The 26,494-nt window shown below is 28.7% G+C and carries 40 protein-coding genes; 1 reads left to right on the forward strand and 39 read right to left on the reverse strand.

Annotated elements, in window-relative coordinates; all coding sequences use genetic code 11:
- Window positions 1-9 precede the first annotated feature (9 nt).
- The 36 genes from H0H60_RS01910 to rplM are packed head-to-tail and all read right to left on the reverse strand — an operon-like array spanning window position 10 to window position 20,854.
- Window positions 10-1,008, reverse strand: coding sequence for a DNA-directed RNA polymerase subunit alpha (locus tag H0H60_RS01910; RefSeq protein ID WP_185862499.1), 999 nt, complete (start codon window positions 1,006-1,008; stop codon window positions 10-12).
- 14 nt (window positions 1,009-1,022) lie between these two features.
- The gene (rpsD, locus tag H0H60_RS01915) at window positions 1,023-1,631 is read right to left on the reverse strand and encodes a 30S ribosomal protein S4 (RefSeq protein ID WP_185862500.1); all 609 of its coding nucleotides are present in this window, start codon (window positions 1,629-1,631) and stop codon (window positions 1,023-1,025) included.
- 10 nt (window positions 1,632-1,641) lie between these two features.
- On the reverse strand, window positions 1,642-2,034 hold the full coding sequence (gene rpsK, locus H0H60_RS01920) for a 30S ribosomal protein S11 (RefSeq protein WP_185862501.1): 393 nt from the start codon (window positions 2,032-2,034) through the stop codon (window positions 1,642-1,644).
- Window positions 2,035-2,037: 3 nt separating this feature from the next.
- The gene (gene rpsM / locus H0H60_RS01925) at window positions 2,038-2,418 is read right to left on the reverse strand and encodes a 30S ribosomal protein S13 (RefSeq protein ID WP_185862502.1); all 381 of its coding nucleotides are present in this window, start codon (window positions 2,416-2,418) and stop codon (window positions 2,038-2,040) included.
- Window positions 2,419-2,431: 13 nt separating this feature from the next.
- Complete coding sequence (gene rpmJ, locus H0H60_RS01930) at window positions 2,432-2,548, reverse strand: 50S ribosomal protein L36 (RefSeq protein ID WP_185849590.1); 117 nt, start codon at window positions 2,546-2,548, stop codon at window positions 2,432-2,434.
- 10 nt (window positions 2,549-2,558) lie between these two features.
- Entirely contained in the window at window positions 2,559-2,774 is a 216-nt protein-coding gene (gene infA, locus H0H60_RS01935) for a translation initiation factor IF-1 (protein WP_012821520.1), read from the reverse strand.
- Window positions 2,775-2,819: 45 nt separating this feature from the next.
- A complete protein-coding gene (secY, locus tag H0H60_RS01940) occupies window positions 2,820-4,217 on the reverse strand; it encodes a preprotein translocase subunit SecY (protein ID WP_185862503.1) in 1,398 nt (465 codons plus the stop codon).
- Between the two features lie 32 nt (window positions 4,218-4,249).
- On the reverse strand, window positions 4,250-4,714 hold the full coding sequence (rplO, locus tag H0H60_RS01945; protein ID WP_185862504.1) for a 50S ribosomal protein L15: 465 nt from the start codon (window positions 4,712-4,714) through the stop codon (window positions 4,250-4,252).
- Between the two features lie 17 nt (window positions 4,715-4,731).
- Window positions 4,732-5,259 (reverse strand): 30S ribosomal protein S5, encoded by a 528-nt coding sequence (gene rpsE, locus H0H60_RS01950; protein WP_185862505.1) that lies wholly within the window; start codon window positions 5,257-5,259, stop codon window positions 4,732-4,734.
- 17 nt (window positions 5,260-5,276) lie between these two features.
- On the reverse strand, window positions 5,277-5,612 hold the full coding sequence (gene rplR, locus H0H60_RS01955) for a 50S ribosomal protein L18 (protein ID WP_185862506.1): 336 nt from the start codon (window positions 5,610-5,612) through the stop codon (window positions 5,277-5,279).
- Window positions 5,613-5,616: 4 nt separating this feature from the next.
- On the reverse strand, window positions 5,617-6,162 hold the full coding sequence (gene rplF / locus H0H60_RS01960) for a 50S ribosomal protein L6 (RefSeq protein ID WP_185862507.1): 546 nt from the start codon (window positions 6,160-6,162) through the stop codon (window positions 5,617-5,619).
- A 13-nt stretch (window positions 6,163-6,175) separates the two neighbouring features.
- Window positions 6,176-6,565 carry a 30S ribosomal protein S8 gene (rpsH, locus tag H0H60_RS01965; RefSeq protein WP_185862508.1) on the reverse strand — a complete coding sequence of 130 codons (390 nt, stop codon included), beginning with the start codon at window positions 6,563-6,565 and terminating at the stop codon, window positions 6,176-6,178.
- A 16-nt stretch (window positions 6,566-6,581) separates the two neighbouring features.
- Complete coding sequence (gene rpsN / locus H0H60_RS01970; RefSeq protein ID WP_185862509.1) at window positions 6,582-6,851, reverse strand: 30S ribosomal protein S14; 270 nt, start codon at window positions 6,849-6,851, stop codon at window positions 6,582-6,584.
- 9 nt (window positions 6,852-6,860) lie between these two features.
- Entirely contained in the window at window positions 6,861-7,412 is a 552-nt protein-coding gene (gene rplE / locus H0H60_RS01975; protein ID WP_185862510.1) for a 50S ribosomal protein L5, read from the reverse strand.
- Window positions 7,409-7,627: a 50S ribosomal protein L24 gene (rplX, locus tag H0H60_RS01980; protein WP_185862511.1), complete on the reverse strand. Its 219-nt coding sequence runs from the start codon at window positions 7,625-7,627 to the stop codon at window positions 7,409-7,411. Before rplX ends, rplE begins: the two co-directional genes overlap by 4 nt.
- A gap of 12 nt (window positions 7,628-7,639) precedes the next feature.
- Window positions 7,640-8,011 carry a 50S ribosomal protein L14 gene (gene rplN / locus H0H60_RS01985; protein ID WP_185862512.1) on the reverse strand — a complete coding sequence of 124 codons (372 nt, stop codon included), beginning with the start codon at window positions 8,009-8,011 and terminating at the stop codon, window positions 7,640-7,642.
- Between the two features lies 1 nt (window position 8,012).
- Window positions 8,013-8,303, reverse strand: a complete 291-nt coding sequence (gene rpsQ / locus H0H60_RS01990) for a 30S ribosomal protein S17 (protein WP_185862513.1) — start codon at window positions 8,301-8,303, stop codon at window positions 8,013-8,015.
- Window positions 8,296-8,487 carry a 50S ribosomal protein L29 gene (gene rpmC, locus H0H60_RS01995; RefSeq protein WP_185862514.1) on the reverse strand — a complete coding sequence of 64 codons (192 nt, stop codon included), beginning with the start codon at window positions 8,485-8,487 and terminating at the stop codon, window positions 8,296-8,298. The genes rpsQ and rpmC overlap by 8 nt, the downstream gene beginning before the upstream one ends.
- Window positions 8,487-8,906: a 50S ribosomal protein L16 gene (rplP, locus tag H0H60_RS02000; protein ID WP_185862979.1), complete on the reverse strand. Its 420-nt coding sequence runs from the start codon at window positions 8,904-8,906 to the stop codon at window positions 8,487-8,489. Before rplP ends, rpmC begins: the two co-directional genes overlap by 1 nt.
- 10 nt (window positions 8,907-8,916) lie before the next feature.
- Window positions 8,917-9,624, reverse strand: coding sequence for a 30S ribosomal protein S3 (gene rpsC, locus H0H60_RS02005; RefSeq protein ID WP_185862515.1), 708 nt, complete (start codon window positions 9,622-9,624; stop codon window positions 8,917-8,919).
- Window positions 9,625-9,633: 9 nt separating this feature from the next.
- Window positions 9,634-9,996 carry a large ribosomal subunit protein uL22 gene (locus H0H60_RS02010; RefSeq protein WP_185862516.1) on the reverse strand — a complete coding sequence of 121 codons (363 nt, stop codon included), beginning with the start codon at window positions 9,994-9,996 and terminating at the stop codon, window positions 9,634-9,636.
- Between the two features lie 30 nt (window positions 9,997-10,026).
- The gene (gene rpsS, locus H0H60_RS02015) at window positions 10,027-10,311 is read right to left on the reverse strand and encodes a 30S ribosomal protein S19 (protein WP_185862517.1); all 285 of its coding nucleotides are present in this window, start codon (window positions 10,309-10,311) and stop codon (window positions 10,027-10,029) included.
- Window positions 10,312-10,317: 6 nt separating this feature from the next.
- Window positions 10,318-11,142: a 50S ribosomal protein L2 gene (gene rplB, locus H0H60_RS02020; protein ID WP_185862518.1), complete on the reverse strand. Its 825-nt coding sequence runs from the start codon at window positions 11,140-11,142 to the stop codon at window positions 10,318-10,320.
- Between the two features lie 5 nt (window positions 11,143-11,147).
- Window positions 11,148-11,432, reverse strand: a complete 285-nt coding sequence (gene rplW / locus H0H60_RS02025) for a 50S ribosomal protein L23 (protein ID WP_185862519.1) — start codon at window positions 11,430-11,432, stop codon at window positions 11,148-11,150.
- 11 nt (window positions 11,433-11,443) lie between these two features.
- Window positions 11,444-12,076: a 50S ribosomal protein L4 gene (gene rplD, locus H0H60_RS02030; RefSeq protein ID WP_185862520.1), complete on the reverse strand. Its 633-nt coding sequence runs from the start codon at window positions 12,074-12,076 to the stop codon at window positions 11,444-11,446.
- On the reverse strand, window positions 12,067-12,699 hold the full coding sequence (gene rplC / locus H0H60_RS02035) for a 50S ribosomal protein L3 (protein WP_185862521.1): 633 nt from the start codon (window positions 12,697-12,699) through the stop codon (window positions 12,067-12,069). The genes rplD and rplC overlap by 10 nt, the downstream gene beginning before the upstream one ends.
- Before the next feature lie 11 nt (window positions 12,700-12,710).
- Entirely contained in the window at window positions 12,711-13,016 is a 306-nt protein-coding gene (rpsJ, locus tag H0H60_RS02040) for a 30S ribosomal protein S10 (protein ID WP_185862522.1), read from the reverse strand.
- A gap of 25 nt (window positions 13,017-13,041) precedes the next feature.
- Window positions 13,042-15,165: an elongation factor G gene (gene fusA / locus H0H60_RS02045; protein ID WP_185862523.1), complete on the reverse strand. Its 2,124-nt coding sequence runs from the start codon at window positions 15,163-15,165 to the stop codon at window positions 13,042-13,044.
- Between the two features lie 4 nt (window positions 15,166-15,169).
- Window positions 15,170-15,646 (reverse strand): 30S ribosomal protein S7, encoded by a 477-nt coding sequence (gene rpsG, locus H0H60_RS02050; RefSeq protein ID WP_185862524.1) that lies wholly within the window; start codon window positions 15,644-15,646, stop codon window positions 15,170-15,172.
- A gap of 3 nt (window positions 15,647-15,649) precedes the next feature.
- A complete protein-coding gene (gene rpsL, locus H0H60_RS02055; RefSeq protein WP_185862525.1) occupies window positions 15,650-16,027 on the reverse strand; it encodes a 30S ribosomal protein S12 in 378 nt (125 codons plus the stop codon).
- A gap of 60 nt (window positions 16,028-16,087) precedes the next feature.
- A complete protein-coding gene (map, locus tag H0H60_RS02060) occupies window positions 16,088-16,897 on the reverse strand; it encodes a type I methionyl aminopeptidase (RefSeq protein ID WP_185862526.1) in 810 nt (269 codons plus the stop codon).
- Window positions 16,881-18,434: a 2,3-bisphosphoglycerate-independent phosphoglycerate mutase gene (gene gpmI / locus H0H60_RS02065; protein ID WP_185862527.1), complete on the reverse strand. Its 1,554-nt coding sequence runs from the start codon at window positions 18,432-18,434 to the stop codon at window positions 16,881-16,883. Before gpmI ends, map begins: the two co-directional genes overlap by 17 nt.
- 7 nt (window positions 18,435-18,441) lie before the next feature.
- Window positions 18,442-19,263: a translation elongation factor Ts gene (tsf, locus tag H0H60_RS02070; RefSeq protein WP_185862528.1), complete on the reverse strand. Its 822-nt coding sequence runs from the start codon at window positions 19,261-19,263 to the stop codon at window positions 18,442-18,444.
- On the reverse strand, window positions 19,260-20,003 hold the full coding sequence (gene rpsB, locus H0H60_RS02075) for a 30S ribosomal protein S2 (protein ID WP_185862529.1): 744 nt from the start codon (window positions 20,001-20,003) through the stop codon (window positions 19,260-19,262). Before rpsB ends, tsf begins: the two co-directional genes overlap by 4 nt.
- 15 nt (window positions 20,004-20,018) lie before the next feature.
- Window positions 20,019-20,396 carry a 30S ribosomal protein S9 gene (gene rpsI, locus H0H60_RS02080; protein ID WP_185862530.1) on the reverse strand — a complete coding sequence of 126 codons (378 nt, stop codon included), beginning with the start codon at window positions 20,394-20,396 and terminating at the stop codon, window positions 20,019-20,021.
- Window positions 20,397-20,401: 5 nt separating this feature from the next.
- Window positions 20,402-20,854, reverse strand: coding sequence for a 50S ribosomal protein L13 (rplM, locus tag H0H60_RS02085; protein ID WP_185862531.1), 453 nt, complete (start codon window positions 20,852-20,854; stop codon window positions 20,402-20,404).
- A 203-nt stretch (window positions 20,855-21,057) separates the two neighbouring features.
- Here rplM and dnaK point away from each other — a divergent pair, with 203 nt between their 5' ends.
- On the forward strand, window positions 21,058-22,962 hold the full coding sequence (dnaK, locus tag H0H60_RS02090) for a molecular chaperone DnaK (RefSeq protein ID WP_185862532.1): 1,905 nt from the start codon (window positions 21,058-21,060) through the stop codon (window positions 22,960-22,962).
- 43 nt (window positions 22,963-23,005) lie between these two features.
- Here the strand turns inward: dnaK and H0H60_RS02095 are convergent, their stop codons facing one another.
- Genes H0H60_RS02095 through ftsH form a run of 3 tightly spaced genes read right to left on the reverse strand, consistent with a single transcriptional unit; the run spans window position 23,006 to window position 26,490 of the window.
- Complete coding sequence (locus H0H60_RS02095; RefSeq protein ID WP_185862533.1) at window positions 23,006-23,671, reverse strand: phosphatidylserine decarboxylase family protein; 666 nt, start codon at window positions 23,669-23,671, stop codon at window positions 23,006-23,008.
- Window positions 23,672-23,681: 10 nt separating this feature from the next.
- The gene (locus H0H60_RS02100) at window positions 23,682-24,500 is read right to left on the reverse strand and encodes a phosphatidate cytidylyltransferase (RefSeq protein WP_185862534.1); all 819 of its coding nucleotides are present in this window, start codon (window positions 24,498-24,500) and stop codon (window positions 23,682-23,684) included.
- 31 nt (window positions 24,501-24,531) lie between these two features.
- A complete protein-coding gene (gene ftsH / locus H0H60_RS02105) occupies window positions 24,532-26,490 on the reverse strand; it encodes an ATP-dependent zinc metalloprotease FtsH (protein ID WP_185862535.1) in 1,959 nt (652 codons plus the stop codon).
- Window positions 26,491-26,494 lie beyond the last annotated feature (4 nt).

The raw sequence follows: 26,494 nt of genomic DNA on the forward strand, positions 1-26,494 counted from the left end.
ATCAAAAACCTATTCTTGATTTAATTTGTACTCTAAAATATCCATTCCAAAATATAAACCCTTCTCTTTCATTTTACTTTCTAGTTCATCCAAAGATTTTTTACCAAAATTTCTCATTTTTAACATATTAGACCTATTACATGTCACTAAATCTGCTACAGATTGTATAGATGCAGATTTTAAACAATTTTTTGTCCGTACAGATAAATCCATATCGGTCAATTTAGATTTTAATAATGCACGCATACGTAAAAATTCTTCATCATACTTTCTTTCTTTGCTGATTTCTTCATGTTCTTTCTTTCCTATTTTTTCATAAGAAAAAATAGAAAAATATTTTATTAAAATTTGAGAAGCCTCCATTAAAGCTGTTTTTGGAGACATAGATCCATCTGTTCTTATTTCCAATGAAAGACTTTCAAAGTCGGTTTTCTGACCTACACGACAATTTTCTATTGTATATTTCACATTTTTGATAGGTGTATAAATGGAGTCTATAGGAATATTCCCTATTAAATCATCATTATTTTTCTTATTTTCTTCTGCTGGAACATAACCTCTTCCTTCTTCAATAGTGAAACTCATTTCTAATGGAATAGATTTTTCTTTATGACAAATGATTATATCCGTATTTAAAACTTGAAAACTAGAAATAAATTCATTTAAAATTTTTCCAGTAATTTTTTCTTTATTTTTCACTAATACATTGACTGTTTCTTTTGTAACTCCTTTTACTTTACGTTTAAAACGAATTTTTTTGAAATTTAATACGATTTCAGTAACATCTTCTACTACACCTTCTATAGTAGAAAATTCATATTTTACTCCTTTAATTCTTATGGAAGTTACCGCAAACCCTCTTAAAGATCCTAAAAGAACTCTTCTTAAAGCATTTCCCAACGTAAGACCATAACCCGGCTCTAAAGGTTTTAAATGGAAAACCCCTTTTTGATCTGTAAATTCCGATATTGTGATTCTATCAGGTTTAACAAAATCTAAAATAGCCATAATATAATTTTTCCTTATTTTGAATATAATTCAACAATGAGTTGTTCTTTAATATTTTCAGGTATTTGTTTCCTTTTTGGCACAATTCTAAATATTCCAAACATATTTTTTTCATCTAAAATTAACCATTCTACCAAAGAACCTATTTTATTATTTATAGATTCCAATATAACTGGATGTTTTTTAGATTTTTCTCTTATACCTATCTTATCTCCAGGTCTTAATCTAAAAGAGGGAATATTTACTATACGATCATTGACTGTAATGTGCCTATGAGAAATTATTTGACGAGCAGAAGATCTAGACGGTGCAAATTTTAGTCTAAATATAATATTATCCAAACGAGATTCACATGCTTGTAATAATAATTCTCCAGTAATCCCTTTTTTTTTCGCAGCTTCAAGAAATAACCTCTTAAATTGACGTTCTAATATACCGTATGTATATTTCGCTTTTTGTTTTTCTATTAGTTGTATAAAATATTCCGAACGTTTTCCTCTACGACGATTATTTCCATGTTGACCGGAAGGGTATTTTCTTCTTTCAAAATACTTGTCTTCTCCGTATATACATTCTCCAAACTTTCGAGATATTTTTGTTTTTGGTCCTATATATCTTGCCATAAAAAAAATATTAAACTCTTCTCCTTTTAGGAGGACGACAACCATTATGTGGTAAAGGAGTTATATCTTTTATTAAAGTAATCACAATTCCAGAATTACTTAATGCTCGTATAGCAGCATCTCTACCAGCACCAGGACCTTTTACCTTAACTTCTACCTTTTTTATTCCTGCATTTAATCCTTCTTTTGCTACATTCTCTGCGGCTATCTGAGCTGCATAAGGAGTATTTTTCTTAGATCCTTTAAAATTCATTTTTCCAGCAGAAGACCAAGCTATTACTTCTCCTTTTTTATTTGTCAGTGTAATAATGATATTATTAAATGTAGATTGAATATGAGCAACTCCCAATGTATCTACGATAACAGATCTTTTTTTATTATTACCCAATGATGATTTGACCATATATTATTTCGCTGCTTTTTTCTTATTTGCTACAGTCTTTTTTCTACCTTTTCTAGTCCTACAATTATTTTTTGTTTTCTGACCTCTTAAAGGTAAACGTTTTCTATGTCTAGTTCCTCTATAACAACCGATATCCATTAATCTTTTAATACTTAATTGTATTTCAGATCTTAACTCTCCCTCTATTTTCACATAACTTGAAATATATTTCCTAATGTTACTAATTTCTTCATCAGACCAATCCATAACCTTAACATTTTCGTCTATTCCAACAGACGATAAAATTTTCTTAGATAAACTTTTGTTTATTCCATATAAATACGTAAGTCCAATGATCCCCCTTTTAGATTTAGGTAAATCTACACCTGATATTCTAACTGACATATAAAATTAACGATTAACCTTGTTTTTGTTTAAACCTAGGATTTTTTTTATTGATAATCCGTAAACGTCCTTTTCTTCTGATTATTTTACAATTACCAGTTCTTTTTTTTAAAGAAGTTCTTACTTTCATATTTTCATAATTAATATCTATATGTTATTCTTCCTCTTTTTAAATCATAAGAAGACATTTCTAATCTAACTTTATCTCCAGGTAATATTTTTATATAATGCATTCTCATTTTTCCAGAAATATGTGCCTTAACAATACATCCATTTTCTAATTCAACACGGAACATAGCATTTGGAGAAGATTCTATGATAGTTCCATCAACTTCAATATGCTTTTGTTTAGCCATAGAATATATATATTTAATACAAAATCCAATATACAAAAATTATTACTATAATTTACTACTGCTAACAGGATATCTACTGTTACGATTTTTCATCATCATCAAATCATCATAATAATAATTCAATAAGTATATATTAACTTGTTGCATAATGTCTAAAATTACTCCAACTACAATTAACAAAGAAGTTCCTCCATAAAATAATGCAAAATTTTGAGTCACACCTAAACGAAAAACTATAGATGGAAGTATGGCTATTATAGCTAGTAATATAGCTCCAGGAAACGTAATTTTTGATAAAATGGAATCTATATATTCTGCTGTTTCTTTTCCTGGTTTTATCCTCGGAATATGTCCTCCGTTTCTTTTCAAATCATCAGCCATTTGATTTACTGGAATTGTAATTGCTGTATAAAAAAAAGTAAAAATTATTACCAATAGAGAAAAAGTCAAATTATAACACAACCCATAAACATCTTGAAAAAGATAAAAGAATTTTTTTATTTTATCATTATGAACATAGTCATAAAAAGTTAAAGGAAAAAGCATAATAGCCTGAGAAAAAATAATAGGCATTACACCTGCTGCCGTCATCTTTAATGGAAGATATTGATGTTTTTTATGAATTAATTTAGAATCAAAACCTAAATAATGAGAAACATATTGCACAGGAATTTTTCTGATAGCTTGAATAATTACAATAGTAAATAAAATTACTAATAACCACAATAAAATTTCAAGAAACAAAACGATTAACCCTCCACTTCCGACTTCCAATTTACTAAAAATTTCTTTAGCTATGGCATCTGGAAAACGAGCAATAATTCCGGACATGATAATTAAAGATACCCCATTTCCTATTCCTTCTTCTGTTATTTTATCCCCTAACCACATAGTAAACAATGTTCCAGAAGTTAGAATTACAATTCCTATTGTCCAAAATAAAGTTTTTCCATAAAAAGTATTTATTTTCAATAGATAAGTATTCGATAAAATTGGATTTGAAAAAGGAATAAACTGTTTAGTTAAAGAAATTAAATATAAAGGAGCTTGTATTAAACATATACCTACAGTCAACCATCTCGTAAGAAAATTAATTTGTCTTCTTCCACTTTCTCCATCTCTTTGCAATCTTTGCAAATAAGGAATAATTAGACACATTAATTGTATAATAATAGATGCAGATATATAAGGCATAATACCCAAAGCAAAAATAGAAGCACGATTAAAAGCACCTCCTGTAAAAGAAGAAAGAATTTGCATAAGACCTCTAGAACTCGAGTTAAGACTTCCTAAAAAATCACTAATTCCTAATGGATTAATGCCCGGAATAGGAATGTAAGCTCCAAAACGGTATACTAATAAGAAACTTAAAGTTGTTATGATCTTCTTTCGTAATTCTTTTGCATTCCAAATATTATAAAATGTAACCAAAAAATTATTCATAACTGTTCATTATGATTTCAATTTATTTTACTTTACATAAATAATGGTTCTCCACCTACTTCTTTTATAAAAGTAACAGCGTTTTTACTAAATTTGTTAGCCTCTATTTTTAAAGACGATTTTAATTTTTTTTTTCCTGCTAAAATCTTTATTAAATCATTTTTTTTTCTAACTAAATTATTATCTAGCAATACTTGTTTATTAATGACTTTGTCATCCGAAATTTTTCCTTTATTGATCAAATTTTGTAAAGTATCTAAACTAATTATAAAATATTTTTTTTTAGAAACATTTTTAAATCCAAATTTTGGAATTCTTCTTTGTATAGGCATTTGTCCTCCTTCAAAACCATGTTTTTTAGAATATCCAGAACGAGATTTAGCCCCCTTATGTCCTCTTCCACAAGTACCTCCTTTTCCAGATCCTTGTCCTCTTCCAAGTCTAATTTTTTTTTTTCTAGATCCTATCTTAGGCGTCAAAAAATTTAATAACTGCATAATTAAAAAATTTAATTTTATCCATTAAATACTTTATTAATAGAAATTCCTCTTTGTTGAGCTATTGTTTTTACGTCTCTCATATAAGTAAGAGCCTTTATTGTAGCCTTAATAACATTATGTGGATTAGATGATCCTTTGGATTTAGATAAGACATTTCTCAACCCTACAGCCTCAAGAACAGCTCTAAGAGGACCTCCTGCTATAATTCCGGTTCCTTCAGATGCAGGTTTAATAAGAATATTAGCTCCACCATATTTAGCTTCTTGCTCATGAGGAATTGTTCCATTGGATATGCAAACTTTACACAAACTTCTTTTAGCTTGTTCTCCGGCCTTGTGGATCGCATCTGGTGCTTCTTTAGATTTTCCAAAACCATAACCAACCATTCCATTTTCATTCCCTTTAATAACAATAGCACTAAAACTGAAATATCTTCTCCCTTTAGTTACTTTACAAACTCTAGTCACTCCTACTAATCTTTCTTTCAATTCTAATCCTGAATATCTTGTTTTTTTTTCTTTTTCAGATAAAAATGTAACCATACTTATTATTTAATAATTTAAAAATCTAAACCCATCTCTCTTATTCCTTCTGCTAAAGATTTTATTCTTCCATGATATAAATATTTTCTCTTATCAAAAACAACTTTTTCTATTTTCAACATTTTTGCTCTCTTTCCCAAAAGTTTTCCTACTTCATTAGATAATTCTATTTTTGTTTTCTTTTTATCTGTAAACACTTTTTCTCTAGATGAAGATGAAACTAAAGTTTTTCCAGAAAAATCATCAATTAATTGTACATATATAGCCTTATTACTTCTAAAAACAGATATTCTAGGTCTATTAGAAGTTCCAAATATTCTCTTCAATTTTTTCCGATCTTTTTTTTTTATCATACAATTAAGCAGATTTTCCCGTTTTTCTACGTATTTCCTCTTTTAGATATCTAACCCCTTTACCTTTATAAGGTTCTGGTTTTCTTAACGAACGAATTTTGGCAGCTATCAAACCCAACAATTGTTTATCATGAGATTTAAGAACAATAATAGGGTTTTTTCCTTTTTCTGTTTTTGTTTCTATGTAAATTTCCTTAGGAATTTGAATCATGATATTATGAGAATAACCTAAATTCAATTCTAATATTTCACCATGAAAAGATGCTCTATATCCTATTCCTACTAATTCTAACTCCTTTTTAAATCCTTTAGAAACTCCTTTTATCATATTATAAATTAATACACGATACAATCCATGTAAAGATTTAGATTTTTTATCTTCTTGAATTCTATTTAAATGTAGTTTATTTTCCTGTACAGTCAATTTAATTTGATCAGAAATTTCTTGGCTTAAAACACCCAACTCTCCCTTTATTATTATTTTATTGCCAATGATTTTTAAATTTACATTTTCAGGAATAGAAATCGGATTTTTTCCAATTCTAGACATATGTAATTATATTTTAATAAACGTAACACAAAATTTCACCTCCCAACTTATTTTTTCTAGCTTGTTTATCCGTTATAACACCATGAGAAGTAGAAATAATTGCTATTCCCAATCCATTTAACACACGAGGTAATTTTTTGTATTTAAAATATCTTCTTAACCCAGGTTTACTTATTCTGATTATTTTTTGAATCACAGATATATTTTTGTAATATTTTAAAGCTATTTTAATTATTTCTACTTTTTTATTTTCTAATTTATAATCCAGAATATAACCATTATCCAATAAAACTTTAGTAATTTCTTTTTTTAACTTTGAAGAAGGCACTTCTAAAAGAGGATGTTTGGCAAGACTAGCATTTCTAATTCTAGTTAAAAAATCAGCAATAGGATCAGTATACATAATTAGTATTTTTTTATTACCAACTTGCCTTTTTTATTCCAGGAATAAGGCCTTGAGAAGCCATATTTCTAAAAACAATACGAGATATCCCAAATTGACGCATATATCCCCTAGATCTTCCTGTAATTGAACATCTATTTCGTAAACGAACAGGCGAAGCATCTCTTGGTAATCTCTGCAACAACTCATAATTCTGAGAATCTTTTAAAAACTTTCGTTTTTTTGCATATTTTAATACCATTTTTTCCCTTTTTCTTTGTCTTGCTTTTACAGATTCTTTAGGCATTTTTATTTTTTATTTATTCTTAAACGGAATTCCAAAATGAGATAAAAGACTTTTAGCTTCTGTATTTGTTTTAGCAGAAGTAGCAAAAGTAATATTCATTCCCATATTTTTTTTAATTTGATCGATATTTATTTCAGGATAAATCACTTGTTCAGATATCCCCATATTATAATTTCCATTTCCATCAAAACTATTTATTTTTACTCCATTAAAATCTCTTACTCTTGGCAAAGAAACAGTAATAAGTCTTTCTAAAAATTCATACATCTTAATTCTTCTTAAAGTAACTTTTACACCTATAGGCATTCCTTTTCTTAATTTAAATCCAGATTCATCATGCTTTGAATAACAAAAAATAGCTTTTTGACCTACAATAGCCGTAATTTCTTCCATAGAGGAATCTAAAAGTTTTTTATTCAACACAGAAATTCCTACACCTTGATGGAGAACTATTTTTTTCAATTTAGGAACTTGCATAACAGAAGTATATTCAAATTTTTTCATCAAAATTGGAATAATTTTTTCTTTATACAATTTTTTTAGCCTAGGTTGATAAATCACGATTTTTCCTTTTTAAGATTAGATATATGTATCGGAGCTTCTTTTTCTATTATGCCTCCTTTAGGTTTTTTTGCACTAGGCTTAACATGTTTTTTGACCATATTAATTCCATGTATAATTGCCTTTTTTTTTTTTGGAAAGACTCGAATAACAAGACCTTTACTTCCTTTAAAATTTCCTGACAAAATAGAAACTTTATCTCCTTTTTTTATCATAAATAATTGTTTTTATAAAACCTCTTGAGCTAAAGAAATAATTTTCATATACTCTTTATCTCTTAATTCCCTAGCTACAGGACCAAAAACTCTAGTTCCCATTATCTCTCCAGATGGATTAATAAGAACACACGCGTTATCGTCAAAGCTTATATAAGACCCATCTTTTCTTCTTGTTTTTTTCTTTGTTCTAATTATTACAGCTTTAACTACTTGACCTTTTTTAACAACATTTCCACCAGACACAGCTTCTTTTATTGTAACGACAACAGAATCACCCAATGAAGCATATCTTTTTTTAGTACCACCTAAAACTCTAATAATCAAAACTTCTTTAGCACCTGTATTGTCTGAGACCTTACATCTAGATTCCTGTTGTAACATTTTATGATTTTTCTAAAATAGAAACTAATCTCCAACATTTTTTTTTACTAAGAGGACGTATTTCCATGATACTAACCTTGTCGCCATTTTTAGATACATTTTTTTCATCATGAACCATATATTTTTTCTTTTTCAGAATGCTTTTTCCATAATACTTATGTTTTACTTTTTTGATTTCAGAAACAATAATTGTCTTATCCATTTTATCACTAGTTACTATACCTATTCTTTGTTTTCTAATATTTCTAATAGTATTAGAAGAACTTTTATTGTTCTTCTTTTCATCAACCATTTCTTCTTTTATTTAATTCTGTTTTTAATTTAGCCACATTTTTTCTAAAAATTCTAATTTTCATAGGATTTTTAATTAATCCAAAAGCATGATCAAATTTCATCTTTTGACAATTATTTTTTTGCTCTTTTATATGATTTTTAATATCTCCATCGGATAAAACTTTTATATCGAAATATTTCATCATTTTATATTTTCTTTAGAAAATACAAATTTCATTTTGATAGGAAGTTTTTGAGAGGCTAATCTTAATGCTTCTTTAGCAATTTCCATTTCAACTCCATCTATTTCAAATAATATTCTACCAGGTTTGACTACAGAAACCCAAAACTCTACAGGTCCCTTCCCCTTTCCCATACGAACCTCCTGTGGTTTTCTTGTAGCTGGCTTATCCGGAAAAATATTTATCCACAATTTTCCTTCTCTTTTCATGTATCTGGTAGCTGCAACACGAGCAGCTTCTAATTGTCTAGATGTAATCCATGCTCCTTCTAAAGCTTTTATTCCATATAACCCCCTTGACAAAGCAATTCCTTTTGAGGAATTTCCACGTATACGTCCTTTTTGTTTTTTTTTATATTTCGTTTTTTTTGGTTGTAACATTATTTCCAATTTATAATTTTTTCTTCCTAAAAAAAGAAGCTTTATTATTAGAAAAACGATGTCTTTTTTGCATTACAAATAAAGGTGATAATTCTCTTTTTCCATATATTTCTCCTTTCATAATCCAAACTTTAACCCCAATACTTCCATATACGGTATGAGCTACTGCCATATGATAATCCACATCTGCACGAAAAGTACCAAGAGAAATTCTACCTTCTTTATAAGATTCACATCTTGCCATTTCAGCACCATTTAATCTACCAGATATTTGTATTCTTATTCCTTGAGCATTCATTCTCATAGCAGAAAGTATGGATAATTTTATGGCTTTTTTATAAGAAATTCTATTTTCTAATTGTCTGACCAAATTTTTCGCTACTAATGGGGCATCTAATTCAGGACGTTTCACTTCAGAAATATTAATTTGAACTTCTTTTTTCGTAAGTTTTTTTAATTCTTTCCTAACTGTATCCACTTCATCTCCACCTTTTCCTATAACAAGAGCAGGACGTGATGTCCTAATAGTTATGGTTATAAATTTTAGAGTTCTCTCTATAAAAATACGAGAAACTATTCCTTTTGGAAGACGAGCCTCTATATATCTTCTTACTTTAAAATCTTCTTGAATTCTATCTTTATAATTATTACACCAACTGGATTGCCATCCCATAATAATGCCAAGACGGTTAACAATTGGATTTGTTTTTTGTCCCATATAATTTATTTATCTTTTCTCTAAAAAAACTAAGATTTTACTTGATTTTTTTCTGATTCTATGACCTCTTCCTTGAGGTACTGGGCGCAATCTTTTCAAAGTCTTACCTTGATTGACTGTAATTTTTTTTATATACAAGGAAGATTTCTTATCAGAAAATGATAAGTTTGGATATTTCCTATGCCAATTAGACAATACTGAAAGAAGTAATTTTCTCAAAAAAGAAGAAACTTTTTGTTTTTTACTGTACTTCAATATATCTAAAGCTTTTTGAATCTCTTTATTCCGAATTAGATTAACTAATAATCTCATTTTTCTCGGAGCACTGCGAACCTCATTCAAAGAAGCAGATATTATAGCTTTATCTTCCATTCCATATTATTTGCTTACTGTTGTCAAGTTTTAATTCTTAATTTTTAATTTGCTTTTAGATCCAGCATGTCCTCTAAAAGTTCGAGTTGGTGCAAACTCTCCTAATTTGTGTCCAATCATATTTTCCGTAATATACACATTAACAAATTGTCTTCCATTATGAACTGCAAAAGTTTGTCCTACAAAATCAGGCAAAATAGTTGATGGCCTCGACCAAGTTTTAATAATAGATTTTTTTTCAGATTTAATATTATTCAAAACTTTATTATACAATTTTTGAGAAACATATGGACCTTTTTTTAAAGATCTTGCCATAAAATTTTATTTTTTTCTTCGTTGTAAAATATATTTATCCGAATATTTCTTTCTAGCACGAGTCCTAAAACCTTTAGAAGGTAATCCCCTTCTATTTCTAGGAATTCCACCAGATGCTTTTCCTTCTCCACCTCCCATTGGATGATCTACAGGATTCATTGCTACTCCTCTTGTTCTAGGTCTTTTGCCATAATGTCTACTTTTTCCAGCCTTTCCATATGTTTCTAATTGATGATCTGGATTAGAGACTATTCCAATAGTAGCCATACAATTAATCATTACCATTCTTATTTCTCCAGAAGGAAATTTAATAGTTGCATATTTTCCATCTTTCGCAAACAACTGTGCATAAGCTCCAGCACTTCTAGCTATTTTAGCACCTTGTCCAGGTTTTAATTCTATACAAGAAATATTAGTTCCCAAAGGGATTTCGTTCAAATAAGTAGAATTTCCTATATCAAAAGGGACATTTCTTCCAGAAATTACTTTTTGCCCTACTTTGAATCCATCCATAGCAATAATATATCTCTTTTCTCCATCTTTATAATGAAGTAAAGAAATAAAACAAGACCGATTTGGATCGTATTCTATAGATTTTATGATAGCATATATTCCAAATTTTTTTCTTTTAAAGTCAATAATTCTATATTTTCTTTTATGTCCTCCTCCAAAATAACGCATAGTCATTTTTCCATAATTATTTCTTCCTCCCGATTTACACTTCCCTTTTGTCAAAGATTTTTCGGGATAAAATTTTGTAATTTCATTAAATTTATTGACTATTCTAAAACGTTGACTAGATGTTATTGGTTTTAACTTTCTTATTGACATTAAATTTATTTTTTATTAAAAAAATCAATTTTTTGATTTTCTTTCAATTGAATAATCGCTTTTTTCAATCTATTCGTTCTACCGTATAAAAATCCTTTTTTGGTATATTTCGATTTATTTTTTCTAGAATAAATCATTGTTCTGATTTTTTTAACAGAAACTCCAAATATTCTAAATATTTCCTTTTTTATCTGATTTTTATTACAATCAATATATACAGAAAACGTATAACAAGAATCTTCTTCTTTCAAAGAAGACTTTTCTGTAAGAAAAGGTTTAATTAAAATCATGAATTTGTAATTTATGAAACATTTAAAAATTTTTCTATTCTTTTTACCGAACTTTCAGAAAGTATAATATATGAATAATTTAATAAAAAATAGCTATTCAATTCTTCCGCATTTAACAACTTAAAATTTTTTAAATTTCTAGCAGATAAATATAAGTTCTTATTTGTTTTTTCTACAATCATCAATGATTTTTCATTGATTAATTGTAATGACTTTAATATATTTAGAACCAATTTGGTTTTTGGTTTTTCCAATTGAAAATCTTCTATAATTTTTACTTGGTTCATTTTTAATTTATGTTCTATAATATTTTTTCTTACCAAATTTTTTGTTAATTTGTTAATTTTCAATGAATAATCTCTCGGTTTTGGACCAAAAACCCGTCCTCCTCCTCTAAATAGAGGATTTTTTACATCTCCTTTCCTAGAACCTCCAGTTCCTTTTTGTCTATGTAATTTTTTTCTACTTCCAGATATATCTCCTCTCTCTTTAGATTTGTGTGTTCCTTGACGTTGTGCAGATAAATACCTTTTTATCTCTAAATAAATAGGATGATCATAAGATTTTTTAGAAAAAAATTTTTCATTAAATTGAACTCTGCGATTAGTACAATTTCCTTTAATATCTAAAATTTTTAGTTCCATTTTTTTTTCTTAATCATTAAATATGAATTTTTATTACCAGGTACCGATCCCTTCAATATAAGAATATATTCAGTTACATCAATTTTTAATATTGTTAAATTTTTAATAGTTACATGTTTTCCTCCCATTCTTCCAGCCATTTTTTTTCCTTTAAAAATTCTAGATGGATCGGAACCAGCCCCAACAGATCCAGGCGCTCTTAATCTATTATGTTGTCCATGACTGCTTTCTCCCACACCTGAAAACTTGTGTCTTTTTACTACTCCTTGAAATCCTTTTCCTTTACTAATTCCTTTCACATCTACTAATTCTCCTTCCATAAAAGAATTTAGATTTATTTGACTACCTAATTTTATAGAATGAATTGAACCATCTTTAAATTCCAACAGTTTTTTTTTTGGAATAATACCAGATTTTGTAAAATGGCCTTGTAAAGCCTTAGTCGTATGTTTTTCTTTTTTATCGATGATTCCCAATTGAATTGCCAAATAACCATCTTTTTCCATTGTTTTTATCTGTGTCACATAACAAGGACCGACTTTCACAATAGTACATGGTATATTTTTTCCATTTTTAGAAAAAATACTAGTCATTCCAAGATTTATACCTATTAAACCAAACATTTTTATTTTTATTATACTTTAATTTCTGCTTCTACCCCACTCGGTAATTCTAATTTCATCAATGCATCTACTGTTTTAGATGAAGCATTGTGAATTTGTAAAAGTCTTTTATGAGTAGGAAGTAAGAATTGTTCTCTTGATTTTTTATTAACATGAGGAGAACGTAATACTGTAAATATTTTCTTTTCGGTAGGCAATGGAACCGGTCCATTAAGTACTACTCCTGTAGGTAAAACAGAATTCACTATTTTTTCAGCTGACTTATCTAATAAATTATAATCATAAGATTTCAATTTTATTTTTATATCATGACCCATGGTATTGATATTGTTAATTTTTTTTCTATTTTTTTTTCAATTTTTTATTATGTTCTCTATAATTATTATTTCCTATTATAATGTTATCCATAATATTTTTTGGAACTACATCATAATGAGAAAATTCCATAGTAGAAGTTCCTCTTCCAGAAGATAGAGTTCGTAATACAGTTACATATCCAAACATTTCAGATAATGGAACAACACCTTGAATTATCTTTATATTTCCACGATTACTTAAATTTTGAACTATCCCCCTTCTACGATTTAAATCTCCTATAACATCTCCCATATTTTCTTCTGGAACTAATACTTCCAATTTCATAATCGGTTCTAATAGAATAGGTTTCGCCTTTTTTGCTGCTTCTTTAAACCCATACTTTGCAGCTATTTCAAAAGATAGCTGATCAGAATCTACTGGATGATAAGAACCATCTAAAATAGTAATTTTCGCATTTTCTATCTCATATCCGGAAATAGGACCATTTTTCATCATTTCTTTACATCCTTTTTCTATAGATGGAATATATTCTTTAGGAATATTACCTCCCTTTATTTTATTAACAAATTCTAAACCGGACTTACCTGGCTCACCTGACTCTAAACGAAATAAAATATCTGCAAATTTTCCACGACCCCCTGTTTGTTTTTTATAAACTTCCCTATGTTCTACTATACCTGTTAGAGATTCTTTATATTCTACTTGCGGTTTTCCTTGATTTACTTCTACTTTAAACTCCCTTTTCATTCTATCTACAAGAATTTCTAAATGCAATTCACCCATTCCGGATATAATAGTTTGTCCTGTATAATTATCTGTACGAACTTGAAAAGTTGGATCTTCTTCCATTAATTTAGATAATGCTAAACTCATCTTATCTATATCTGATTTTAATTTAGGTTCTATAGCCAAACCAATTACTGGTTCTGGAAAAGAAATATTTTCTAAAATAATTGGAAATTTTTCGTCACATAAAGTATCTCCCGTTTTAATATCTTTAAATCCCACTACAGCAGCAATATCTCCAGCACCTATCTCACAAATGGAATTTTGTTTGTTAGCATGCATTTGATATATGCGAGAAATACGTTCTTTATTTCCAGATCTTGTATTTAAACTATATGATCCAGCATTAATCTTTCCAGAATAAACTCTAAAAAAAGCTAAACGACCTACAAAAGGATCACTAGCTATCTTAAAAGCCAAAGCAGAAAATGGTTCTTCTTCACTTGGCTTTCTTGTTTCTTTTGTTTGATAGTTCGGATGAACCCCTACGATATCTTTTACTTCTAACGGAGAAGGTAAATAACGACATACCGCATCTAATATGGCTTGTACTCCTTTATTTTTAAAAGACGATCCACACAAAACAGGTATTATTTTCATCTTGATAGTATTCTTTTGCAAAGAATAAATAATATCATCTTCAGAAATGGAATAATTATCATATAAGAATTTTTCCATAATAAAATCATCATGCTCCGACAATGATTCAATCAGTTTATTGTGATAATGTTTTACCATATTTTTCATTTCAGATGGGATAGGTATTTCTTGATATGAAACTCCATAATTATTATCATCCCAAACAATAGCTTTATTCGCTATTAAATCTATCACTCCTATAAAACTATCTCCAGATCCAATAGGGATTTGCAACGGAACAGAATTAGCTCCTAACATCTTTTCCATTTGTAGACATACATTAAAAAAATCAGCTCCTTGACGATCCATTTTGTTTACGAATGCGATTCTAGGAATATCGTATTTATCTGCTTGTCTCCATACTGTTTCTGATTGAGGTTCCACACCATCAACTGCACTAAATAAAACAATCATTCCGTCTAATACTCTCAAAGATCTTTCTACTTCTACTGTAAAATCAACATGACCTGGAGTATCAATAATATTAATTTGATACTTCTTATTTTTATAAACCCAATTACAACATGTGGCTGCAGAAGTAATGGTTATTCCACGTTCTTGTTCTTGTAACATCCAATCCATGGTTGCTGCCCCATCATGAACTTCTCCAATTTTATGATTTATTCCTGTATAAAATAAAATCCTTTCTGTAGTTGTAGTTTTTCCTGCATCAATATGTGCCGCTATACCTATATTTCTTGTATACTTTAAATCTTTTGACATGATATTAAAATCTAAAATGTGAAAAGGCTTTATTGGCTTCGGCCATTTTATGTATACTTTCTTTCCTTTTTATTGCTTCTCCCTGTTCCCGAAAAGCATCTAATATTTCATAAGCTAATTTATTAGCCATTGTTTTTTCATTTCTAATAGATGCACAAGATATAAGCAATTTCATTGCTTTTGTGATTTTACTATTAGAAGAAATAGGAACGGGAACTTGAATATTTGCCCCACCCATCCGACGACTTCTTACTTCTACATGAGGCATTACATTTTTTAACCCAACCTTCCATATTTCTAATGCGGATTTCTCTTCTTTCTCCTTTATGTGATCGATTCTTTTCATAGCATCATAAAATATTTTATAGGCTAAACTTTTTTTCCCATTTTTCATTAAATGATTAACAAAACGTGTGACCAAAGAATCGTTAAATTTTGGATCAGGAAAATATACTTTTCTTTTTCTTTTCGTTTTTCTCATTTTTTATTTCTTATTTTCTATTTTAGCCCCATATTTACTTCGACTTTTTTTCCTTCCATTTACTCCGGCTGTATCCCTAGCGCCACGCACTATCTTATATTTTACTCCTGGTAAATCTTTTACTCTTCCTCCTTTTACCAAAACGATAGAATGTTCTTGAAGATTATGTCCTTCCCCAGCAATATAGCTAATAACTTCTTTCCCATTTGTAAAACGAACACGAGCTACTTTTCGCATAGCAGAATTTGGTTTTTTTGGAGTGGTCGTATAAACACGTATACATACTCCTCTTCGTTGAGGACAAAATCCTAATGCTATAGACTTTCTCTTTTTTGAAACGGAAGATCTACCTTTTCTAATTAATTGTTGTATAGTGGGCATAATATATATATCAGAATTAGAACGTAAATTATATTATTTATAAATTTTTAAGAAATAAAATTAATTAATTTTTTCATTTTGAAAAGATTCTTCTTCTAAAGATTGAATATTAAGTTCTTGGTATATGTACCGATAAGTAGAAAGTAAACATGGATATCCATCTACAATAGCAACATTATGTTCAAAATGTGCAGATATATCTTTATCAGAAGTAGTGACAGTCCATCCATCATCATGAAAAACAACTTTTGAATTACCTCTGTTAACCATAGGTTCAATCGATAAGACATAACCTTCTTGTAATTTTAATCCTTTTCCTTTTACACCAAAATTAGGAATTTGAGGATCTTCATGCATTTTTCTCCCTAGACCATGTCCTACAAGATCTTTTACTATACTATACCCATAACTTTCAATAAAAGATTGTATAGAATAACCTATATCCCCAATAAAATTCCCCTCTTTACACTTAGATAAACCTATATATAAAGACTCCTTTGAACGATTAAGAAATTTTCTGACATTATTTGTCACTTTCCCAACTTCAAATGTATAGGCATGTTCTCCATAAAAACCATTCATATAAACTCCACAATCTATAGATAATATATCTCCGTCACGTAGAGGTTCTTGATTGGGGATCCCATGTACAACTTGAGAATTAGGAGAAACACATAAAGTGTTTGGATAATCATATAAACCTAAAAATGCTGGAATTCCACCATGATCACGAATAAAACTTTCTGCAAGATGATCTAAATAAAGTGTGTTGATACCAGGTTTTACTTCTTTAGCTAACATCCCTAATGTTTTAGATGCTAAAACAGCACTTTTTTTGATGAGAATTATTTCTTCAATGGTTTTTATCATAATTTTCTATAATAGAATTTCCACTCATTATACAAGGTTTAGGTAAACCCATTAATTGAAGAATAGTAGGAGAAACGTCAGATAAAACAGCTTCTTTTCTCAATACATTTTTTTTTCTAAATACTGGATCTAAAAGAATGAAAGGAACTAAAGAATTCGTATGAGTCGTATTTGGGCTACCATCTGGATTAATCATACAATCAGCATTTCCATGATCTCCAACTATAATAACTGTATATGAATTTTTTATAGATTCCTCGGAACAAACTTTCGTACAATTATCAACAAATTCACATGCTTTGATAGTTTCAAGCATTTTTCCAGTATGACCTACCATATCTGGATTCGCAAAATTTAAACAGATGAAATCTGTTTCTTTTCTCCTTAATTCAGGAATAATTTTATTCACTATTTTTTTTGCACTCATTTCTGGTTTTAAATCATAAGTAGAAATTTTAGGAGAATTGCATAAAATACGAGTTTCTCCATTAAATGGTTTTTCCCTACCTCCCGAAAAGAAAAAAGTTACATGGGGATATTTTTCTGTTTCAGCAATACGAATTTGCTTTTTCCCATTTTTTTCCAATACTTCTCCCAAAGTATTTGATAAATTTTTTCTTTCAAATAGAACATAAACATTTTTGTATTCAGGATTGTAACACGTCATTGTTACATAGTATAAATTCATCTTTTGCATGTCTTTTAAATAGGAATTACCATTACTTTTATTGATTAATAATTCAGTGATCTGTCTTGAACGATCTGAACGAAAATTGAAGCAAAGAACAATATCTCCTTTTTCTATTTTGGAAAATGGATTTCCAAAAGAATCTCCAACTATTATAGGAGTTATAAATTCATCAGTGATTCCTTTATCATAAAAAGAGTTCATACATTCTAAAATATTATCCGTATAAAAACCCTTAGAATGAACCAATGCATTATATGCTATTTTAGTTCTTTCCCACCTTTTATCTCTATCCATGGAATAATACCTTCCAATAACCGATGATAATTTTCCCACAGATATTTTTGTTTTTTCTAATAGTTTTTTTATATATTTTATTCCAGTTTTAGGAGAAGAATCTCGTCCATCTGTAAATGCATGTATAAATACATTTTTAATGTTTTTTTCATTAGCTGCATCTAATAAAGCAAAAAGATGATTTATATGTGAGTGAACACCTCCATCAGATAATAATCCAATTAAATGAATTTTTTTTCCAGAATAAGTGACATAATCTAGTATAGGATTAACTTTTTCGATAAATATTTTGTTTTTAATGGATTCATCTATTTCTTCTAAACTTTGAATGACTTTTCTTCCGGATCCTAAATTTATATGACCGACTTCTGAATTCCCCATTTGACCATCAGGTAGTCCAACAGGAATTCCAGAAGCGTGTAATTTACTGAAAGGATATTGTTGATAACAATAATCTATAAATGGAGTATGAGCTTGATCAATGGCTGAATAGAAAGAATTTGAATTCGATAAACCCCATCCATCCAATATAATCAATATTAATTTTTTCATCTTTAAATTACGGAAAAGTTATTCTATTATAAATGTTGATCTTTAAATTCTTATTAAATTTATTCATGTATTCCTGAATAGTTATTTTGTTATCCTTTATATATTTTTGATTGATAAGAGTATTATCCAATATAAATTTTCTAATCTTTCCTAAGATAATTTTCTCCTTCACGTTATTTGGTTTATTTTCTTTTTCCACCTGATGAAAAATGATTTCCTTTTCTTTTTCTATGATGGAATCTGGAATTCCTTTTTCATCTATAGCTATGGGATTCATAGCCGCAATATGCATAGCAATGTTTTTAGCTATAGTTGAGTTAATTCCATCATGAGATGAAAACCCTACTAAAGTGGCTATTTTATAATTGTTATGAATATAATTTGTCACAAATGGAGATTCTATTCTTTCAAATATTTTCAATTCTATTTTTTCACCCACCACACCCATTTTTTCTATGATCAAGTCTTGAATTTTTTTTCCATGATAATAACTAGATAAAAACTTTTTTTTATTATTATGTCGTAAAGAAATCTTCGATAACATGGACAAAAAATCTAAAAAACATTTGCTTTTGGAAAGAAAATCAGTTTCACAACTTAATCCAATGGTAACTCCAAAAGTTTCATCGTCATTAATTGAAGAATATAATGCTCCTTCTTTCACATCCAAAAAAGAACGCTGTATTGCTATATTTTCCCCTTTTTTTCTTAAAAAATTGATTGCTTTATCAAAATTTCCATTAGACTTTATCAAAGCATCTTTACAATCCATAATTCCAATACCGGTTAATTCTCTAAGTTTTTTTATTTGATTAGCTGAAACTTTCATGATTTTTCAGACATTTTTCCATTTTTTAATTCATGTTTATCCGTTTTTCCTATAGGAGCAATGCTACTTTCTTGAATAGCTTTTGTTATGAATCTTAAAATGATATCAATAGATTTAGAAGAATCATCATTAGATGGAATAGGAAATTGAATTCCATTTGGATTTGTATTAGTATCCACCATAGCAAAAACAGGTATATTTAATTTTATGGCTTCTGATAAAGCTATTTTTTCTTTATATGGATCTACTAAAAAAATCCCACCAGGTAAGTGATTCATTGAAGATATACTACCTAAATTTTTGTATAACTTTGCATATAATCTGCTTATTAATAATCGTTCTTTTTTAGACAAAGTATCAAATGTTCCATTTTTTTTCATTTTTTCTATATTATTCATTTTTTTCACAGATCTACGAATGGTTGTAAAATTTGTTAGAAACCCTCCTAACCATCTTTCTGTAACACAAGGCATATTTACACTTTTAGCATAGAAAAAAACTTTTTCCTTAGCCTGTGCTTTTGTTCCTACTAATAATATTTTTTTTCCCATAGCTACTATTTTTTTTAAACCTATACAGGCTTCTTGCAGCTTTATGATAGTTTTCGATAAATCTATGATATGAATTCCTCCTTTTTTCATAAAAATAAAAGGACGCATATTTGGATTCCATTTACGTGCAATATGTCCAAAATGAACCCCAGCTTTCAATAAATCTTGAGTACTGATTTTTGTTTCCATTTTTATTATAATTTTTTAACGTTTTGAAAACTGAAATTTTTTTCTCGCTTTTTTTTTACCAAATTTTTTTCTTTCAACTTCTCTAGAATCACGAGTTAACAGTCCTTCAGATTTTAATAAACTTCTATTATTTGGATCAAATAAGCAAAGAGCACGAGATATAGCTAGACGAATAGCTTCAGCTTGACCATTAAAACCTCCTCCATTCACTTTAATCTTTATGTGAAATTTTTTATTATCTATTTTTTTTAATGGATATAAAATTTTTCCGTGAACATTTTTTGGAAAATAATTCTCATAATTTTGAGAATTTATTAAAATAGATAGTTTTTCTCCTGATTCTAAATATATTCTAGCAAGAGACCTCTTTCTTCTCCCTATGGAATGTATCATTTTTATTATATATTATTTGTAATTAAAATAGGTTTTTGCGCCTGATGTTTATGTTCTGACCCTTGATAAATATGAAGATTTTTAATTATTTGATGTCCTAAACGATTTTTTGGAAGCATTCCCTTAACAGCATTGTAGATTAATAATCTTGAATCTTTATTAAAAACTTCTTTTACAGAGGTGATCTTTTTACCTCCAGGATAACCAGTATGACGGACATATTTTTTATAATCCCATTTTCTTCCAGTTAGTTTAATTTTTTCAGAATTAATTACAATAACATGATCTCCACAATCCACATGTGGAGAAAAATTAGGTTTATGTTTTCCTCGTATCCTTAATGCTATTTTTGAAGAAAAACGTCCAAGACACTGATCAGAGGCATCCATAATTACCCACACCTTTTCCTCAACAGAACTTTTTTTTCCAGAAATAGTTTTAAAACTTAACGAATCCATTTTTTAATTTTAAACATAATATAAGATTTTTTCAAAGAAAAATTTTATTTAAGTGACTTTTTGTCATATAAAAACTTATTTTCTTTTTGATTATAAGCTTATTATTGTCATAGATTCTATAACTTCATTTAAGATGATTGTTCGATTTCCTTTATGGCATAATGATTGGAGTGTGAGAGATTATATGAAAAAATGTAATAAAAATGAGTAAAATTATAGGAATAGATTTAGGGACAACAAATTCTTGTGTTGCCGTAATGGAGATAAATGATCCTGTTGTTATACCAAATTCAGAAGGAAAAAGAACTACTCCATCTATAGTAGCTTTTGTAGAAGGAGGAGAAAGAAAAATAGGAGATCCTGCAAAAAGACAAGCAGTTACAAATCCACAAAAAACTGTCTTCTCAATTAAACGTTTCATGGGACGAATGTACTCCGAAATAACGGAAGAATTAAAGCATGTTCCTTATAAAGTAGTAAAAGGAGGAAACAACACACCTCGTGTTGACATAGAAAATCGGTTATATGCTCCTCAAGAAATATCTGCAATGATCCTTCAAAAAATGAAAAAAACGGCTGAAGATTATTTAGGAAAAGAAGTGACTAAAGCCGTCATCACTGTTCCTGCATATTTTAATGATGCTCAGAGACAGGCTACTAAAGAAGCAGGAGAAATAGCTGGTTTAAAAGTAGAAAGAATTATTAATGAACCTACTGCAGCTGCATTAGCATATGGATTGGATAAAAATAATCAAAATAAAAAAATAGCGGTATACGATCTAGGAGGAGGGACATTTGATGTTTCTATATTAGAACTAGGAGATGGAGTTTTTGAAGTTCTTTCTACTAATGGAGATACTCATTTAGGAGGAGACGATTTTGATCAAGTTATCATAGATTATTTTGCGGATGAATTTAAATCTAAAGAAGGAATAGATTTAAGAAAAGATCCTATGGCATTACAACGTTTAAAAGAAGCTTCTGAAAAAGCAAAAATTGAATTGTCATCTTCTACTCAAACAGAAGTGAATCTACCATATATTACAGCTACAGAATCAGGACCAAAACATTTAGTTCTTACATTAACTCGTGCTAAGTTTGAACAGTTATCTGAGGATTTGATACGTAGATCCATTTCTCCTTGTAGTAAAGCATTAAAAGATGCAGGACTAACTACTAAAGATATTGATGAAGTCATTTTAGTAGGAGGATCTACACGTATTCCTAAAGTTCAGGAAGGAGTTGAAAATTTTTTTCATAGAAAACCATCCAAAGGGGTTAATCCAGATGAAGTAGTTGCAATTGGAGCAGCCATACAAGGAGGTGTTTTAACTGGAGATGTTCAAAATGTCTTATTACTTGATGTAACTCCTTTGTCTTTAGGAATTGAAACATTGGGTGGTGTTTTTACAAAGCTTATTGAATCAAATACCACTATTCCTACTAAAAAATCAGAAATTTTTTCTACAGCGGCAGATAATCAGTCTGCAGTAACTATACGAGTGGGACAAGGAGAAAGACCAATGTTTAATGACAATAAAGAAATAGGAAGATTTGATTTAGTAGATATTCCTCCTGCTCCTAGAGGGACTCCTCAAATAGAGGTTAGTTTTGATATTGATGCCAGTGGAATACTTCATGTTTCTGCAAAAGATAAAGGAACAGGAAAAGAACAATCTATACGTATTGAAACTTCATCTGGATTAAGTCAAGATGAAATAGAAAAAATGAAAATGGAAGCAGAAAAAAATGCTCAAAAAGATGAGAAAATTAAAGGAGAAATAGATAAATTGAATGCAGCAGATAATCAAATTTTTCAATCAGAAAAACAACTAAAAGATTATGGAAGTAAATTATCTGAAAGTAATAAAAAAAATATAGAAAATTCTCTAGAAGAATTAAAACAAGCGTATTCTAAAAAAGACTTTTCACAAATTGAAATTTGTATGAATAAATTAAACCAAGCTTGGACAAATGCTTCGCAAGAAATTTACGCTGCTTCCAAAACAAAAAGCCATCAAGATAATTCTGAAAATGAAGAAAAAAATAATAAGAACAATAAAGGAAATGAAAACGTACAAGATGTAGATTATGAAGAAGTAAAATAAATAAGAACATTCTTTCTTTAGATTAGAAAAGGGAGCAGAATTATTATTGTGGAATAACAGAAATTACAGTTTTTCCACCAACGACTTTCTCTCCTTTTTTTACAAGAATAAGGATATCTAATGGTAAATAAATATCAACCCTAGATCCGAACTTAATAAATCCAAATTCTTCTCCCTTTCTTGCTAAAGAATTTTTTTTTGCATAAAAAACTATACGACGAGCTAAAAACCCTGCTATTTGTCGAAATAGTATTTTTTTTTTTGTTTTCATTTCTATTACAGTAGTAGTTCGTTCATTATTTAATGAAGCTTTAGGTTCCCATGCTAACCAGTATTTTCCTGGATGATACTTAACATAAATTATTTTTCCAGATACTGGAAATCTATTTATATGAACATCAAAAGGAGACATAAAAATAGATATACATATACATTTTTTCTTTATAAACTCATTTTCCAATATTTTTTTGATTTCTATGACTTTTCCATCAGCAGGAGAAAGTACTTTGCTTTCGTCTTTATAAGAATTTATAGATATTTTTCTCTTAGGATTTCTGAAAAAAAAAATAATAAAACAATACAACGCAATCAAAAATGAAAAAATAAATAAATTGAGCAACTTGGAAAATAAAAAAGTGGAAATCCAAATCACTATTAATATTATAATTAACACATAGATCAAAAAAGGAAAACCTTCTTTATGAATCATAAAAATGCTTTTAATAACAAAAATGAGTTATTCCAGTAGCTATTGCACTTATAATAGGTATTACAAATATAAAGCTATCTAATCTATCTAAAAATCCTCCATGTCCAGGAAACCAGATTCCTGAATTTTTTACACTATAAGATCTTTTGATAGTAGATTCTACTAGATCTCCAATAGTAGCAAAAATAGGGATAGTAATGGCTAAAATGAACCAATATTTTTCTTTCCATATGCTATACAGTAAAAAACCAAAAATTAAACAAAAGAATAAACCTCCTATAAATCCTTCTACAGACTTTTTAGGAGATATGGATACGGCTATTTTTCTCTTGCCCCACTTTCTTCCTATCAAATAAGATAAAGTGTCGTTAGTCCATATTAAAATAAAAGTTCCCAAAATTAACTCTCTTCCTCCATATATTGTATATATATAAGAAGCTAGCAAAAAAGGGATAATTATATATACTAAACCAAAAATTAAATGGCTAATTTGTGTTATTTTTTCTTTATGAGAAGAATTTTTAGAAAATAATTGAATGGTAAAAAATATTATGGAATAAGGAATAAAACATATGATATATAGAATTAAACCTTTTCCTATTAAAAAATCTACAAATATCGAAGACAGTAGAAATAACAACGCGATTTTAATTAAAGCAGTATTTGTTTTTAAAATAACTAAAAATTCAAATAAACAAAAAAAAGATAATATCATCATTACAATTCTGAAAAATTTTTCTCCTTTTTCTATAGAAAAAATAATCAAAAAAACATAAATTAATCCGGTAAGAAATCTTATTAAAAAGCCTAATTTTTTTTTTTTTTTCATTAAAAATATTTTATTTCAATTATCAATCAAATCAAGAAGAACGAAGATTACTTACTGAAGGAAAAATATCTCCGATGTCCTCAGAAAAAGGTCTTTCTCCAAAAATTTTTTTCAAATCTTCTCTGAAGATAACTTCTTTTTCTAAAAGTTCATTAGCTAACATCACTAGTTTTTTTTCATGATGTTTTAACAGATTTTTAGCTCTTTGATATTGTTCAGCAATAATTTTCGATATTTCTTCATCTATAATTTGTGCTGTTTTTTCACTATAAGGTTTGGAAAACGAAAATTCGTTCTGTCCCGTAGAATCATAATAAGAAATATTTCCAATTCTATCATTCAATCCAAAAATGGCCACCATGGATTGTGCTTGTTTAGTTACTCTTTCTAAGTCATTTAATGCTCCTGTTGAAATACTTCTGAAAATAACTTCTTCTGCAGATCTTCCTCCTAATAAAGCACAAATTTCATCTTTCATTTGTTCTGGAGTAGTGAGTTGTCTTTCTTCTGGAAGATACCAAGCAGATCCTAAAGATTTACCTCTTGGAACAATGGTAACTTTGACTAAAGGAGCCGCATGTTCTAATAACCAACTTACAGTAGCATGTCCAGCTTCGTGATAAGCTATTCTTTTTTTCTCATTTGGTTTTATTATTTTATTCTTTTTTTCTAATCCTCCTATAATACGATCTATAGCATCTAAAAAATCTTGATTTTCTATCTTTGATCTATTTTTTCTTGCTGCAATAAGAGCAGATTCGTTGCAAATATTGGCTATATCTGCGCCACTAAACCCTGGTGTTTGTTTAGCTAAAAAATCTATATCTACATTATTAGATAAAATAAGTCTTTGTAAATGAACACGAAATATTTCTTTTCTTTCATTCAATTCTGGTGGATCAACTAATATAGTTCGATCAAATCTACCCGGACGTAGTAATGCTTTATCTAATATGTCGGATCTATTTGTAGCAGCTAATACAATAACATTTGTATGAGTCCCAAATCCGTCCATTTCTGTCAGTAATTGATTTAAAGTGTTTTCTCTTTCGTCATTAGATCCTGCTATGCTACTTTTTCCTCTAGCTCTTCCTATTGCATCTATTTCATCAATAAATATGATACAGGGAGATTTATCTTTTGCTTTTTCAAATAGATCTCTTACTCTAGAGGCACCAACACCTACAAACATTTCAACAAAGTCAGAACCAGATAAAGAAAAGAAAGGGACTTTAGCTTCTCCAGCTACGGCTTTCGCCAATAAAGTTTTTCCAGTTCCAGGGGGTCCTATTAAAAGAGCTCCTTTCGGAATTTTACCTCCTAATTTAGTATACTTTTGAGGGCTTTTCAAGAATTCTACAATTTCTTGTACTTCTTCTTTAGCTCCTTCCAAACCAGCTACATCTTTAAATGTTATTTTCACATTATCATTTTCATCAAATAACTTAGCTCTAGATTTTCCAATATTAAATATTTGTCCTCCAGGACCTCCTCCAGTAGCTCCAATTCTACGAAAAACAAAAACCCAAAAGATGATCAACAAAATTAAAAATATCCCATAGTCAAAAAAAAATTTTGTAATAGTATATTCTTGCTGATTTTTAAAATCAATAAGAGTATCTAAACTATATTTTTTTTTGTATTCTTCAAATTTTTTCTGGAAAAACTGTAAATCTCCTATTTCAAATTCGTATTGCAAAGGATGCGAAATAAATTTTTTATTGCTATCATTTTTGATTATATCATGTGGATTAAGAATATCATGAGATGGCAAAAATTCTTTTTTTAAATAAACATGTACAATTTCCCTATGTTTTACTATAATTTTTTGCACTTCTCCTTTCATAAGAATATCAAAAAAAGTGTCTTGATCTATTTTTCTAGGATTAGAAAAAGAAGATTTAAAGAAAAATATACCCAGAAATATGGCTAGTATAACTGCATATATCCAAAAAAAGTTGTTTTTACTTTTTACTTTTTTATCTATCATAGGT

It is taken from the genome of Blattabacterium cuenoti (assembly GCF_014251735.1).
GTDB lineage: Bacteria > Bacteroidota > Bacteroidia > Flavobacteriales > Blattabacteriaceae > Blattabacterium > Blattabacterium cuenoti_C.

Coding starts and splice junctions, on each gene's coding strand:
- H0H60_RS01910 (WP_185862499.1), bottom strand. CDS start 1,008: ATGGCTATTTTAGATTTTGTTAAACCTGATAGAATCACAATATCGGAA.
- rpsD (WP_185862500.1), bottom strand. CDS start 1,631: ATGGCAAGATATATAGGACCAAAAACAAAAATATCTCGAAAGTTTGGA.
- rpsK (WP_185862501.1), bottom strand. CDS start 2,034: ATGGTCAAATCATCATTGGGTAATAATAAAAAAAGATCTGTTATCGTA.
- rpsM (WP_185862502.1), bottom strand. CDS start 2,418: ATGTCAGTTAGAATATCAGGTGTAGATTTACCTAAATCTAAAAGGGGG.
- rpmJ (WP_185849590.1), bottom strand. CDS start 2,548: ATGAAAGTAAGAACTTCTTTAAAAAAAAGAACTGGTAATTGTAAAATA.
- infA (WP_012821520.1), bottom strand. CDS start 2,774: ATGGCTAAACAAAAGCATATTGAAGTTGATGGAACTATCATAGAATCT.
- secY (WP_185862503.1), bottom strand. CDS start 4,217: ATGAATAATTTTTTGGTTACATTTTATAATATTTGGAATGCAAAAGAA.
- rplO (WP_185862504.1), bottom strand. CDS start 4,714: ATGCAGTTATTAAATTTTTTGACGCCTAAGATAGGATCTAGAAAAAAA.
- rpsE (WP_185862505.1), bottom strand. CDS start 5,259: ATGGTTACATTTTTATCTGAAAAAGAAAAAAAAACAAGATATTCAGGA.
- rplR (WP_185862506.1), bottom strand. CDS start 5,612: ATGATAAAAAAAAAAGATCGGAAAAAATTGAAGAGAATATTTGGAACT.
- rplF (WP_185862507.1), bottom strand. CDS start 6,162: ATGTCTAGAATTGGAAAAAATCCGATTTCTATTCCTGAAAATGTAAAT.
- rpsH (WP_185862508.1), bottom strand. CDS start 6,565: ATGTATACTGATCCTATTGCTGATTTTTTAACTAGAATTAGAAATGCT.
- rpsN (WP_185862509.1), bottom strand. CDS start 6,851: ATGCCTAAAGAATCTGTAAAAGCAAGACAAAGAAAAAGGGAAAAAATG.
- rplX (WP_185862511.1), bottom strand. CDS start 7,627: ATGATAAAAAAAGGAGATAAAGTTTCTATTTTGTCAGGAAATTTTAAA.
- rplN (WP_185862512.1), bottom strand. CDS start 8,011: ATGTTACAACAGGAATCTAGATGTAAGGTCTCAGACAATACAGGTGCT.
- rpsQ (WP_185862513.1), bottom strand. CDS start 8,303: ATGGTTGATGAAAAGAAGAACAATAAAAGTTCTTCTAATACTATTAGA.
- rpmC (WP_185862514.1), bottom strand. CDS start 8,487: ATGAAATATTTCGATATAAAAGTTTTATCCGATGGAGATATTAAAAAT.
- rplP (WP_185862979.1), bottom strand. CDS start 8,906: ATGTTACAACCAAAAAAAACGAAATATAAAAAAAAACAAAAAGGACGT.
- rpsC (WP_185862515.1), bottom strand. CDS start 9,624: ATGGGACAAAAAACAAATCCAATTGTTAACCGTCTTGGCATTATTATG.
- H0H60_RS02010 (WP_185862516.1), bottom strand. CDS start 9,996: ATGGAAGATAAAGCTATAATATCTGCTTCTTTGAATGAGGTTCGCAGT.
- rpsS (WP_185862517.1), bottom strand. CDS start 10,311: ATGGCAAGATCTTTAAAAAAAGGTCCATATGTTTCTCAAAAATTGTAT.
- rplB (WP_185862518.1), bottom strand. CDS start 11,142: ATGTCAATAAGAAAGTTAAAACCAATAACATCTAGTCAACGTTTTAGA.
- rplW (WP_185862519.1), bottom strand. CDS start 11,432: ATGATTTTAATTAAACCTTTTCTTACAGAAAAGTCTTCTTTGAAAGAA.
- rplD (WP_185862520.1), bottom strand. CDS start 12,076: ATGGAACTAAAAATTTTAGATATTAAAGGAAATTGTACTAATCGCAGA.
- rplC (WP_185862521.1), bottom strand. CDS start 12,699: ATGTTTGGTTTAATAGGTATAAATCTTGGAATGACTAGTATTTTTTCT.
- rpsJ (WP_185862522.1), bottom strand. CDS start 13,016: ATGGGTCATGATATAAAAATAAAATTGAAATCTTATGATTATAATTTA.
- fusA (WP_185862523.1), bottom strand. CDS start 15,165: ATGTCAAAAGATTTAAAGTATACAAGAAATATAGGTATAGCGGCACAT.
- rpsG (WP_185862524.1), bottom strand. CDS start 15,646: ATGAGAAAAACGAAAAGAAAAAGAAAAGTATATTTTCCTGATCCAAAA.
- rpsL (WP_185862525.1), bottom strand. CDS start 16,027: ATGCCCACTATACAACAATTAATTAGAAAAGGTAGATCTTCCGTTTCA.
- map (WP_185862526.1), bottom strand. CDS start 16,897: ATGATAAAAACCATTGAAGAAATAATTCTCATCAAAAAAAGTGCTGTT.
- gpmI (WP_185862527.1), bottom strand. CDS start 18,434: ATGAAAAAATTAATATTGATTATATTGGATGGATGGGGTTTATCGAAT.
- tsf (WP_185862528.1), bottom strand. CDS start 19,263: ATGAAAGTTTCAGCTAATCAAATAAAAAAACTTAGAGAATTAACCGGT.
- rpsB (WP_185862529.1), bottom strand. CDS start 20,003: ATGGAAACAAAAATCAGTACTCAAGATTTATTGAAAGCTGGGGTTCAT.
- rpsI (WP_185862530.1), bottom strand. CDS start 20,396: ATGATACATTCCATAGGGAGAAGAAAGAGGTCTCTTGCTAGAATATAT.
- rplM (WP_185862531.1), bottom strand. CDS start 20,854: ATGGATTCGTTAAGTTTTAAAACTATTTCTGGAAAAAAAAGTTCTGTT.
- dnaK (WP_185862532.1), top strand. CDS start 21,058: ATGAGTAAAATTATAGGAATAGATTTAGGGACAACAAATTCTTGTGTT.
- H0H60_RS02095 (WP_185862533.1), bottom strand. CDS start 23,671: ATGATTCATAAAGAAGGTTTTCCTTTTTTGATCTATGTGTTAATTATA.
- H0H60_RS02100 (WP_185862534.1), bottom strand. CDS start 24,500: ATGAAAAAAAAAAAAAAATTAGGCTTTTTAATAAGATTTCTTACCGGA.
- ftsH (WP_185862535.1), bottom strand. CDS start 26,490: ATGATAGATAAAAAAGTAAAAAGTAAAAACAACTTTTTTTGGATATAT.